General features: G+C 34.0%; 6 protein-coding genes and 2 pseudogenes. 6 read left to right on the top strand and 2 right to left on the bottom strand.

All coding sequences use genetic code 11. The annotated features are described in order from the left end of the window. Nucleotides 1-79: 79 nt before the first annotated feature. Together F6K13_RS03510 and F6K13_RS03505 are read right to left on the bottom strand one after the other, a co-directional pair. Nucleotides 80-169: pseudogene (locus tag F6K13_RS03510) on the bottom strand (hypothetical protein); the annotation flags it as partial. Between the two features lie 796 nt (nt 170-965). Further along, on the bottom strand, nt 966-3,335 hold the full coding sequence (locus F6K13_RS03505) for an IMS domain-containing protein (protein WP_124146641.1): 2,370 nt from the start codon (nt 3,333-3,335) through the stop codon (nt 966-968). A 679-nt stretch (nt 3,336-4,014) separates the two neighbouring features. Here F6K13_RS03505 and pdhA point away from each other — a divergent pair. The 6 genes and pseudogenes from pdhA to F6K13_RS03475 all read left to right on the top strand — a co-directional run bounded on the left by pdhA (nt 4,015) and on the right by F6K13_RS03475 (nt 13,154). Further along, nucleotides 4,015-5,046, top strand: coding sequence for a pyruvate dehydrogenase (acetyl-transferring) E1 component subunit alpha (gene pdhA / locus F6K13_RS03500; RefSeq protein ID WP_124146642.1), 1,032 nt, complete (start codon nt 4,015-4,017; stop codon nt 5,044-5,046). A gap of 1,416 nt (nt 5,047-6,462) precedes the next feature. Further along, nucleotides 6,463-7,698, top strand: a complete 1,236-nt coding sequence (locus tag F6K13_RS03495; protein ID WP_124146643.1) for an HhoA/HhoB/HtrA family serine endopeptidase — start codon at nt 6,463-6,465, stop codon at nt 7,696-7,698. Nucleotides 7,699-8,116: 418 nt separating this feature from the next. Then, nucleotides 8,117-8,584: pseudogene (locus F6K13_RS03490) on the top strand (tripartite tricarboxylate transporter permease); the annotation flags it as partial. Nucleotides 8,585-9,519: 935 nt separating this feature from the next. Next, complete coding sequence (gene def / locus F6K13_RS03485) at nt 9,520-10,053, top strand: peptide deformylase (RefSeq protein ID WP_375339382.1); 534 nt, start codon at nt 9,520-9,522, stop codon at nt 10,051-10,053. Between the two features lie 1,319 nt (nt 10,054-11,372). After that, nucleotides 11,373-11,942: a TerD family protein gene (locus F6K13_RS03480; protein ID WP_287286826.1), complete on the top strand. Its 570-nt coding sequence runs from the start codon at nt 11,373-11,375 to the stop codon at nt 11,940-11,942. Nucleotides 11,943-12,581: 639 nt separating this feature from the next. Further along, complete coding sequence (locus F6K13_RS03475; protein WP_124154805.1) at nt 12,582-13,154, top strand: TerD family protein; 573 nt, start codon at nt 12,582-12,584, stop codon at nt 13,152-13,154. Nucleotides 13,155-13,315: the final 161 nt, after the last annotated feature.

The following is a 13,315-nucleotide window of genomic DNA, read 5'->3' as shown; positions in this document are numbered from 1 at the left end:
TACGGTATTTTTGTACTACATTTTGAAGTGCGCAATGTGGGTTTTAACCTTCTTGTAATTATCAATTATCCATTATCAATTATCCATTAATGAATAGACCTTTTTCTCCTACTATTACATCTACTATTTCTTTTCCTTTTGGTGTGGTGATTATTTGATTTTTAAAAGTATGATTTTTCTTTTTCCCTGAGTAATATTTTTCTTGTTTTTTATATTCATTTGGTCTTTCTCTACCATGTTGCTGTACTGTCTACAATTAATTATAATTCTGTTAATATTTCCTAGACCCATTCCAATACCTAAAACTTTTTTTTGACTTGCTCTAATCAACTTGCTGGCAGTAATTCTCTGAGGATATCTATCCAGTCATAAAAAATATTATTAGCACGCTTATTCACTTATCTTAAAGTTTATTCCTAGTGTTTGAAAAGTTGGTACATGATGTAAATAAAATCACGTTAAAATGATTTATTCTTCCCTGGTAATGGTCTTTTTTCTGACTCCTACTGCTTTAATTAATCTTTTTTCTGTTTTGGCGATCGCGTAGCATCCCGTAGGGAATCACCTCTTTTTTTTCTGATTCTATTATTTGGGCATTTTCTATTAATTTCATTAGCTGTTCTGCTGTAATACCAATAATTCTTTTTGTTTATGAGTGGATGATTATAAATATATTCGAGCATTTGGATTCATTTTAGTGAACCCATACATAAATGGTTTTGATGATTTTACCTTATTTTCTATTTTGGAAATGTCTAATGGGGCTACAAATATCATCACCAAATGTAAGTAGAAAGCTAAGTTTAGATTTAAGCCAACTGTGTAGAGGCATCGCGGAAATTCTCCCCAAAGAATATATCTTTGGTCAGAGCTCGAATAGACGGAGCAACACGGATTTATCCTTTGCGTAGTATCTACTTAGAATCTCCGTGACTTGAGTCCGGGGAGTAGTTAAGACTTAAAAGTTATTGGAGTACATTCCAATTACGAATTTTCCATTTTCCATCTTGACGAACCAAGTCGTAACGAACAAGCAAGTTATCATTCTGAGAATTGCTTAATCTGTCATTATCATAAAACTCTACCTTTTCTCTCACTTGAGCATCCACTTGAGCTTGATTGGCATTTGTGTTACTCATATTTAAACTTTTTATGTCTAAACTATGCTCATACTTTCGATAAGAGTTCTCTCGCTTGAGAGCATTAGCTGTAGGTAACCAACGTTCCAGTGCTGGATCTACGAGAATATTTTGTAATTGCTCAGTTTGATGATTAGGACCTAGAGCTGTAGCCTTAGTATCTAACCAACTTTGAATAGCTATGCGTGCGATTTCTTCTGTAATTGGACCTGATGCTGTGAGACTGTCCTGATTAATTTCTGGAATTTCCAATGGAGGTCTATCCAATTGTACCATGGGTTTTTCCCTACCTAAACCCAAAGCATTTGCTAACCAACTAATAGTTTTAATTGCCACAAACCCAATCAATCCTATTGCTAATAATCCCAAAACTGCTATTAATATTAAACGACCAATCTTAACAGGTTCTCTTCTGGTTGATGTTCTCCGTGGACTTTGCTCAAGCATCGATTGGGGTAATTCTTTACTACCCACTGACATATTTTCATTTAACTGAGGTAAACTACTTCTACTCTTTTCTCTAACTCTCTCTGAATAGCGACTATAGCTCAAGGAATTTCCTTGTTTTTGTATATCTATAGAAGATGATTTATATGTTTCTTGAGGTGACTGATAAGAACTAGCTTCTAGTTGATTCGAAGTTCCTGTGCTAGTTGAGGCCATAGTGGCAGTAGCAGCGTTACCCACACTAGAGATACGTTTTTTTTCCAAATCTAAGGCTGAAGATTGGTCTGTTTCTTTTTGATAGAATGTCTCTTCTGTATCATGACCACGACGGGGTTGAACAACTACCCATTGATTAGTTGCTTCTGCTTCGGCAGGCAAAGCTTCTAGATAAGCTTGAACGTGCTGATCGGCAAAATAGTCTTTCAAAGAAGCTGACTTGTCAGATAAGTCGCGGAAATGTGGAAAGACTTCCTCCGTCAACCAATGTTCAGCATAGAGACACAAACCTGGTAGTAAATCTGGAGATTCTTGAGAATTTTCTTTAATAAAGGATAAAGGTTCGTGTTCCTGGCTTAGTTCTAACGATCTATTAGCCTCTTCAGTTTGTCCTAAAAGTAATGAACATACAGCTTTCTCTAAATTGACATCTTGACTTCTACCCAATTGCATCAGCATAAACTTAGCCTTACGAATTAAGGCTGGTTGTTTTTGGGCAAACCCTTGAGCTAAAAAAGTATAAACTGCCAAATATGTACCAACGGCAGAAGGACGATGAGCTTCAGACTCAAATAATTTCTTTTGTTCTGCCATGCTTAAATAGTGACGTAGCTGCTGAACAAACTTCAGAAAATCTTCAACCCCTAATCCAGATTGATCATTACCTTGACCATCAATTCCTCCTCTTTCATTCAACATATCTTGAAGAATTTCTAACCCACGGCGACGGTCTAATGCTTTTTCTTCTGGTAGTTCGACTAATTCCATTATTCTATAAGGACGTAGCTTATAGAGGTCAGCTTGTATCTCTCCTCTAATTTGGACAAATAGGTTTTCTCTTAGCAATAATCCCTGCCCTGCTTCTAAAGCTGTTGCCGCACTTTCATATTGTCCTTGTTGCCATTGCTCTCTACCTAATTCTAAATTTGCTAAAGCAACCGTTAGGGCAATATCTGGTAGAACTAATACTGGATCTCCAAAACGCCCATCTTTGACAGCAATACTATTATTGATTAGGTAGGGACGAGTCAGCTTTAAGATCAACTCATATTCTCCTAATTCCTGTAAAATTAAGAGAGCACCCACAAACTGTCTATCTTCTATTTCTATACTGGGAGTGTTAGGGTCAAACTCATGGGTAACTGGAGTTTCGCTACCGTGAGAGCTGATACCTCTTGTTAAACGCCTAGAAGCTACTTTTGGAAGGATTTCTTCTGTTTGTTGAAGTTTTGTTTCTTTTTCTTCTTCTTGTTGTACTTTTTCAAGATTTATCTCAGAACTTGGACTTACTTGTTCTAATTCCGGACCGTAGGTTTTACTCAGAAAACTGCCATCGTACGTTTGCCGTTGTTCTAGGTCAGACAGAATAGCATAAGCTTCGTCTACAAGTTGTTTGCGGGCAACTATTGTCGCCTCCGAATACTCTCTTCTCGGAAACTGCTGAGTGCGATCACGATGTGCCTGTCGTAACTGTTCGACAGTAGCCTGAATTGGTAAACCCAAAATTCGGTAATAATCTAATGGAATCCGCACAGTGCACTTCCTCAAAGGCGAGTTAATATAATTTACTATAATTAGCTTATTATGTTAGCCGATAATATCCGATATTGCTAACTAAATTTAGAAAGATTTTTGTCACTTTACCAATGTTTTCGACCACCTCTTAGCTAAAGCACGAGGAATAGTTGGAACAATAACCATTTTGAAAATATTCAAACAGAAATATTCACAATTCCCGATCATCTTTATCTGTAATACAGAAAAACTATATAATTATGTAGGTTCAAAAACTTAGACCCCAGAGCCACAATCTCACATAAGTTTTGATTGTAATGTTTAAGTGCGCCCCGTAGTTTGGATTCGGCTAGAATACATGAGTTTTTTATAGTATCTTCACTACTTCATTTTTAATTCTAGCATCTTAATTACTTAAGGAGCCAAATCCTACCCCTATATTTAGGTTTTATCAATTCTTAATCATATCATATAGCGCTATTGTTAAGACAAACATATTATTTTTTATCTCTTCTCTAAAACAAAGGGTATTTCAAACTTTATGGCACTTTATCGGTAAAAAGCTAGTTATATTTGTTTGCTGTAATACGCAATTCTCCTATAGACTACTAAATATAAATTCATTGGAGCCTTTTACTAAACCTTTAACTTGTAATATAAGATTTATTACTAATAATACTAACTTAGGATAGATAAAATGATCCAAGAACGTACATTACCTACTTTTGATACCAATAGTATAAAAATTTCTCAAGAAGAAGGATTAATACTATACGAAGATATGGTTTTAGGGCGCTTGTTTGAAGATAAGTGTGCTGAAATGTATTATCGAGGTAAAATGTTTGGCTTTGTTCATCTTTATAATGGACAAGAAGCAGTTTCTTCTGGTGTGATTAAAGCTATGCGCCAAGATGAAGATTTTGTTTGCAGTACTTATAGAGACCATGTTCATGCCTTAAGCGCTGGTGTACCAGCACGGGAAGTTATGGCTGAATTATTTGGTAAAGCTACAGGTTGTTCTAAAGGTCGTGGTGGGTCGATGCATATGTTCTCGGCTGAACATAATTTATTGGGAGGTTATGCTTTTGTTGCTGAAGGTATTCCTGTAGCAACTGGGGCTGCTTTTCAGAGTAAATATCGTCGGGAAAGCATGGGGAATGAAGCTGCAGACCAAGTGACAGCCTGTTTCTTTGGAGATGGAGCTTGTAATAACGGCCAATTTTTTGAATGCCTTAATATGGCCACGTTGTGGAAACTACCAATTATTTATGTAGTGGAGAATAATAAGTGGGCAATTGGTATGGCTCACGAACGGGCTACTTCTGAACCTGAGATTTATAAGAAAGCTCATGCCTTTGGTATGGTAGGTGTGGAGGTTGATGGTATGGATGTATTGGCAGTACATTCTGCTGCTCAAGAGGCTGTTGCGAGAGCTCGTGCTGGTGAAGGACCTACTTTAATTGAGGCTTTAACTTATCGATTCCGAGGACATTCTTTGGCTGACCCTGATGAATTAAGGGATAAGGAAGAAAAAGAATATTGGTTTTCTCGTGACCCTATCAAACAATTTACAGCTTATCTGACAGAAAATAATTTGGCGGATGTTGCAGAGTTGGAAGCAATCGATCAAAAGATTGAAAAATTGATTGCTGAAGCAGTTGAGTTTGCTACAGGTAGTCCAGAACCAGGAGCAGATGAACTCTATCGCTACATTTTTGCTGAAGATTAATTCACTAAATTATTGACTTAGTTTATCCTCAGCTATACTGTCAAATTTTAGTTGTCGGGTTTCTCATGTGTTTTGCCAAAAAGACTTTATTTATATGTGGAAACCCGAAATATTTAGATTGATAAAAGGGTTTTTTATTGGTGATTTAAAATTAAATTAATAGAAATTCTATAGTGGTAAACAAGTAGTTATTTTGACATTTTATCTCTTGAGATTAAAAGGGTTAGATAGACTAATATTAATGCTTCTATAGGAATACTTGATCATCATTTAGCTTGTTCATAATTCAGAAGTCAATAACAAAAGTAATTTTGAATAAAAATTTTTTTAGCGTTAGATTTATATCTTGTCATCATTTTTTTTATTAATAAGCAGCCATTAAATAAATCAGAGGTGTATGCAGAAATGATATGAAACTGATTTCTGTAAAAACAACCGGATATTTTTTTTAGGGATAGTAAATATAGTAAAGGTTAATAGAGAGGTAATAGTAGATTAATTTATTTTATATGTAACTTAGTAAGTAGTCATAGAAAATTAATTGTATATTTAATGACCGGGTTAAATAAGTAGACAAAATCATTTTTATATTTTTATATCTATTGCTCAAGTATACAATTATATTTTTCTTCCCTACTTCCTACTCTCTACTCCCTACTAACAAATATTAAATAAATTTGGCACAAGTACTTATGATAATTATTTGATAAAAATTAACTAATTGAAAGTTGAACGTTGCATTTTCATCACCCTATTTACCCCAAGGTAGTTAGAGCTTAATTTGTGTTTTCTGCCTTAAATATAAAATTTAATCCCTCGCAGATATTGTAAGTATTTAACCTTTTTCTTATATTTTTCCATAGGCGTTGCTGAATCAAGCTATGAAAATTAAATTGGGCAAAGTCTAAAATCCTTTTGAGTTATTTTGAGTTAATAGTTAGGCGATTCCCGTGCGCGTTCCGTACCGAAATCGCTATTCAAGAAAGATCATAGCAAAAATCAGCAACACCCTTTTTTTATCTTTTTCTATACACTTATTTTTCCCTCTCTTGGTGTGCTACACGGTGAGTTAGTGAGGTCTTCAGGTCTCCACAAGTAGATCAACTAATGAAATTTAGGGGGTCGCACTGCTGCTCCGGTACTACTTCTTCGGTCTATGTAGGAATATTTTATGAAAATGGTATAAAAAACTTAAGTATAGGTGTGGAATCACTAACTCTAAATAACCGGACATCATTTTCGATCAGTGTTAAATTTAACATATCGCTATCTCATGTAAACATTCAGCAGTAAAAAATAAGTAATAAACCCCAGAGGTATTGTAGTAAAAATTAAAGAAAAATTATTCATCAGGAAGCTAAACCCTAATTATTCATTCTTAACAGACGAACCAATTACAAACATAAACAAATAACAATGAAAAGAACCACAGACAAAGTATTTTGGCAACAACCTTTAACCTATCTATTAATACTGGCAGGAGCTGGAGGAGCATTGTTGGGCCAACGTATTATATTCCCACAGACAACTAGCTCTTCGGAAAATTCAACACAGATCGTTCAATCATCTTCTAATAATTATGGTATTCCTAACTCAGAAAACTCTAATTGGTTACCAGTTAGAGCACCTATTTCCAATGGTAACTTTATTGTAGATGCAGTCCAAAAAGTTGGTCCGGCAGTAGTTAGGATTAATGCTTCTCGAACATTCAGTCAACGACCTAATATGTTTGGTCGAGGAATACCAGAAGATTTCTATGGTTATGAACCTCCCTCACGTTCTGGACCAGTTGAGCGAGGTACTGGCTCTGGTTTTATCATTAGCTCTGATGGTAATATCCTCACTAATGCTCATGTTGTAGAAGGTTCAACGACTGTGGAAGTTGTCCTTAAAGATGGCCGTCGCTTACAAGGTAGAGTTTTGGGCACAGACTCTATAACTGATGTAGCTGTGATTAAAATTGATGCTAATAACCTTCCTAGCGTAACTGTGGGAGATTCAAATAACCTGCAACCTGGAGAATGGGCGATCGCTATTGGCAACCCTCTAGGTCTAGATAATTCTGTAACAGTTGGTATTATTAGTGCTACGGGTCGTTCTAGTAGTGATGTGGGTGTTCCAGATAAGCGAGTAGGATTTATTCAGACAGATGCTGCGATTAATCCTGGTAATTCTGGTGGCCCTCTACTTAATCAAAATGGTGAGGTGGTTGGCATTAATACAGCTATTATTGATGGTGCTCAAGGCTTAGGATTTGCAATTCCTATTAATAATGCTCAACAAATTGCTCAACAATTAATTAAGGGGGGTAAAGCAGAACACGCTTATTTGGGTATTGCGATGCAAACTCTGACACCGGAACTTAGGCAAGAACTCAACCGAAACTTAAGTACAAATGTTCGGTTATTCAGCGACCAAGGGGTATTAATTATGCAAGTTGTGCCTGGATCTCCTGCGGATAGAAGTGGTTTACAACCAGGAGATATAATTCAAAGAATTGACAATCAAACTATTACTGAATCTGAAAATGTACAACAAATTGTTCAGAATAAAACTGTGGGTAGTTTGTTGGATTTGGAAGTTAATCGTAATGGTCAGAACTTAAGTTTTCAGTTGCGTACTGGTAACTTACCATCTCGATTAAGAGGATAGTTTAGAGGTTATTTGGGCTTTGTTGCGGGGTAGTGGTACATTTTAATAGACATCTCCAGAAACTAAATTTTAGTCTAGTAATTGCAAAGGTTTGAGATTGATTTTCCTAGATGTCTAATGTTAGTAGTCCATTGTAATTATTTTTGTAATAGGGCAAGGCAGTGGGAGCATTTTGCTCCCGTTCTAGGAATTGCTAGTTCTCATCCATCTACTAAGTAAAACATGGTAAATTTTGGGCGCTATGTATCAAATTGTAAATTAGCTCAAAAGTTTATATTCAATGGCTTTAGGGGTTTTTGGATTAAGTATGCAATGTCTTTTTTTTAGCTTGCTCTACTTAATTATTTGGTAATCTTTACTCACCCAAAAGAAAATTGACACCAGAAATATTTTTGTGAAATGAAAGGAACAAACTTTTGGTAAAGGAGATTTTTGGGGTTTAGCTGCCCCAGAAGCAGCTAATAATGCAGCGGCAGGGGGAGCTTTTGTCCCCATACTGACTTTAGGAATTCCAGGTAGTGGTACTACTGCTATTTTACTGGGTGCATTATTACTCTATAGTATTCAGCTCAGCCTAATGTTATTTACCCAACAGCCGGAAATTGCTGGAGGACTAATTGCTTCAATGTATATAGGGAACTTAATGTTGTTGTTCCTAAATCTTTCTTTGGTAGGTTTGTTTGCTCGTATTTTGCTCTTGCCTAATTGGCTGCTATTCCAGGTACTAGGAGTAATGGCATTTATTGAGGTTTTCTCTATCCACGGTAGTATTCTGTCTATTTTGTTAATGTTAGCCATCGGAGTCTTTGGTTATTTCTTGCGCAAATTACAATATTCTTTGACACCTTTTCTCTTAAGTTTTGTCCTAGGTGAATTAATGGAATAAAATTTGCGTTGGGCACTTGCTATTAGCGGTCGCTAATACCAGTTTGAAAAAAGAATGCTATAAAAAGTGCATCTCGATCATATCTGTTTAAAAACAGCTTCTCCAGTTCATTTTAGATGGTTATATCTATCGTTTTTCCTTTTTTTTCAATATTTATTTCTTCTTCATTCTTGCTTCTTCCTTCTTTCTTACTTCTACTATTTGTAACAAACGTTGATCAAATTGGTATAAATCGGAATTCTGTTTCAGAATCAAATTTCTCAAAGTCTTTGGATACTTACTTTTAGTATGGTAATACTATTGCCAATTGTGAGACTTCTTCTGAAGCGAAGGAAATTATTTTCGGAGACTTTTAAGTAATTAGAGTGATTGCTCAAACAGTAATCATTCAGGTATTAGCTGGTCAGCTTTTCCTGCGGAATACTACACAAAAAGCTTTTCGGTTGGTAAAAAAGCACCAAGTAATTAATAAGGAAGATTAGCTAATTTGCTTTGAAAGTAACTTTTAATTTTTGCTCAATTTTTCAACTCTGATTCTTCCTTCAAAGATAATTTTTTGGTAGTCCTACATAGTAATGGTAAATGTGGATGAACGACGCCTAGCAAGGGAGCAAGATGCTTCCATTTCCCTTCCCATTGACCAAAATAATTACAATAGATCATCATGACAATGCACCATTACCAACTTTTTAATACCTGACGGCTGAATACTTACCTCAAACAGAAAAAGTTGCCCTTGAATTTATTTAGGATTTAAACCCTATAGAAGCTTATATAATAAACATAGACTTGAATAAATTTTCAAACTATAACCTCTTAGATAAGTAGTTTGAAATACTCACAAATCTGTAAGTTGTGACAAAGTAGGGAGTAGAGGAATCAATAAAAAATATTTATTCCCTTTTTTTTGATGAAAATTAGTAGAGGAAAAAATTATGGAAGTATTACAAGTAGCTCAGTTAGGCAATGAAATATTGCGATGTCAAGCTCAACCTATTAATAATATTTGGGATAAAAATTTACAGCAAATAATTGATAATTTAATTGCCACAGTAATCGAAACAAATGGTGTGGGAATTGCTGCTCCACAAGTTTCAATTAGCGATCGCTTATTCATTGTTGCATCTCGACCCAATCTCAGATATCCAAATGCACCCAAAATGGAGCCAACAGCTATGATTAATCCTAGATTAATATCTCATTCAGAAGATAGAGTCAAGGGGTGGGAAGGTTGTTTAAGTGTGCCAGGAATTAGAGGTTTAGTACCAAGATATAGAGTAATAAACGTAGAATATACTAATCGAGAGGGAAAACTTCAAAGACAAGAATTAACAGATTTTGTTGCTAGAATTTTTCAGCATGAATACGATCATCTAGAAGGTCTAGTATTTTTAGATCGTGTGGAAAGTACCACAGATTTAATGACAGAAGATGAATATCAGAAACAAATTATTCAATCAAGGAATTAGGAGGTAGGAATTAAGGGGAGATTTCCGGAGTGTTCAGGAAAATATTTATCAGCGAAAAGAAGGAATACACTGTAAATACCTAATCTCTAACAAGAATGACAAAATTTATATAGCAATCAGGAATCATATGTGAGAATTTGACTATTCCTTAAAATTCTAGTGTGTAGCGCTTTTTATTTTGATCGGATACAGTTTTTTTTCTTTCCTATTTCCTGTTTTCTGTTCCCTAAAAATCTATAATTTCTCACAATTACTGATTAGATAAAAAATTAGCTTGTTTTAAGGAGTAGGGATTAGTAATTCGGTTTCGCTGGGAATAGAAAAGTAAGCATTTCCTACGGAATGCTGCGCAAACAGCTATTAGCTGTCAGTTCGAGCGCAATAAAACTCTCACCTGAATCCTTACTAAATAAATATAGACTTTAACCTCAAAGGAACCTGCTTTTGTAAGATTTAATTATCACCGTATTCTGGCTTAATAATACCCCTTAATATAGGGTTTAATAAAGCTCAGAAGCAATAGCTGATAGCTGAATGCTGACGACTGAATACTTACATAGAAAAGAAGAAAAACAACTGTACCTTAGTAACTTGAGAAATGCTATAAAATAAGATAGCTATCTATATTATATTTGCAAATAAATTATCATTAGTTCAATAAATAATCCAAATTTTCCTTGATGGTCAAACCAATTTTTCCGCTTATAGTAGGCTTTTAATATAAAAAAATTAATGTAGAAATCTTTCTTGAAAATAGTATAGTTTATTTAGGATTTGCTCAAAAAATTGAGATATTTTAGTCTCAATATGATTGATCAATCTTAAGAATATGATTAAGTGAAAATTGAGGCATTTCATACTAGCAAAAACAATACAATTTTTGAAGATTAAACAGTCTAGTAATAGGTTTAAACTAAGGATAAAACTTAAGCATTCAGCCGTCAGCTATTAGCTATTGCCTTTAGTTTTAGATAAAAGGTTTATTAATTGAGTCAAAATTAAATCTTAACTACAAAAATATGCTTTAAAGTCTATATTCATTAAACCCCCTCCTTAAGGTTGGGATATTATTACTAATAGCTGACAGCTAATAGCTTAATGGTTACGATAAAACTTTTCTCTGTTCCCAATCCTAATCAGAGAAATTTTTTGGTAGATACTATTTAGGTTTTCATCTCATTACTAAATAGTAAAAGTTGGCTGGAATCAGACTTTTGTCATAATTAGACATCTTAATTAAAATTTGGTTGTAATCGTTTTCCGTAATCATAGTTGTGCTAGTTGTAGTTAAAAATAGTAAATAAATCGAGGAAATATTTATGAGTATTAATCTTAGTAAAGGTGAAAGAGTTAGTCTGTCTAAAGAAGCACCTGGAATGAAAAAAGCTGCTGCAGGTTTAGGATGGGATGTAAATGTCTCAGATACAGGTTCAGATTTTGACCTTGATGTTTCTGTGTTTATGTTAGGAGCAACTGGCAAAATTCCTCAAGAGAAATATTTTGTTTTTTATAATAACCTTAAATCTGCTGATGGTTCAGTAGAGTCTATGGGAGATAGTCGGACAGGAAAAGGAGAGGGAGATGATGAGACTGTAACTGTAGATTTATCAATGGTTGATTCGACAATTGAAGAAATTATTTTTGTTGTCACTATATATGAAGCAGACAAAAGAAGACAAAACTTCGGGCAAGTAAGAAATTCTTATATCAGAATTTATGATGGGGACACTCAAGAAGAGATAACTAAGTATGAACTAGAAGAAGATTTTTCTAGGGAAACAGCTATAGAGTTTGGGAAATTGTATAAAAAAAATGGTGAATGGAAATTTCAAGCAGTGGGAGAAGGTTATAACTCTGGTTTAGAAAGTTTTGTACAGAAATATACTTAATTGATTAAGTAACAAACTGTTTAAAAATTAACAATTACCTCTCCTTTCCTTAAAATGAAAAGGATTGATTAAAAAGATTTTTTCTTTTTTTCTCCTTGATAAGGAGAGGCTTTAAAACTGAATTATTCAGTAACAGTAAATGTTGAATTAGTATTTTGGATAAGAGAGTAATTTTGATGTAATCTCAAATATCCAATCTGTAATGAGTCAAAAAATATTCCGCTCCAATAGAAGTCGGTAAAATATGCTCAAAAAATTGAGAGGCAAATCAATAAATATTTCTCTAAGTTAACTCAAAAAATCATCAAATTAAAGACAGATACTAGGAGTCAGCAGTGAGAATAAATAAATGATATATCTTAAGCTTCTGTCACAGAGTTTAGAGCAACTAAATTAATTTATGAATCAAGGTCAGAATATCTTTTTACTATTTTACTATTTGATAATCCTAACGGCTATAAGACACAAACTAACATAAAAAAGGTGTCTTGCTCAAGGATTTAAATTGATTTATTTTGCCTTCCTAATTTTCATGTTATTTTCTCAACTGTACATCCATAAATTATTCCGATACTGAAAAATATCAATTATCACCTTAAAAAATTTTTGAAACTGTTTAGTCATAAAAGAGGGCAATAAATGTCTGTTAAACTTAGCAAAGGTCACAGAATTAATCTTTCTAAAGATGCACCAGGTCTAGCAAAAGTAGGTATTGGTTTAGGTTGGGATGTTAATCCTACTGATACAGGTGTAGAATTTGACTTAGATGCTTCTGTATTTATGTTAGGAGATAATGGTAAAATCCCTGAAGATGAATACTTTATTTTCTACAATAATTTAAAATCACCAGATAGTGCAGTAAAGCATTGGGGAGATAATAGAACTGGCGAAGGAGAAGGAGATGATGAAACAATAGAAGTAGATTTAACTAATGTTAATTTTAGTATTCAAGAACTACTTTTTGTTGTGACTATCCATGATGCAGAAAAAAGAAGACAAAACTTTGGGCAAGTTAAAAATTCGTTTATTAGAGTTTACAATTTGGAGACTCAAGAAGAAATAACTAAGTATGAATTAGAAGAAGACTTTTCGAGAGAAACTGCAATAGAATTTGGTCGTCTCTATAAAAAAAATGATGAATGGAGATTTCAAGCTGTGGGAACAGGATATAACGCAGGTTTACAAACTTTTGTAGAGAAATATGTTTACTAATAACTATAAATAGTACTTTCAATTTTGGTTTTGCTATAGGTAAAACCCAAAACTTGGAAAATTAAAGTTTAGGGGTTGCACATTAAAGAATGATAATAGATTTTAAACTGTACATATATTTAGGAAAGAATAATCCAAAAATATCTACTTTCGGATTTCAT

Source organism: Okeania sp. SIO2B9 (assembly GCF_010672505.1).
GTDB classification, from domain to species: Bacteria; Cyanobacteriota; Cyanobacteriia; order Cyanobacteriales; family Microcoleaceae; genus Okeania; species Okeania hirsuta.
Note: the sequence above shows the minus strand (reverse complement) of the source record. Positions and strands in the feature narration are given on the sequence as shown.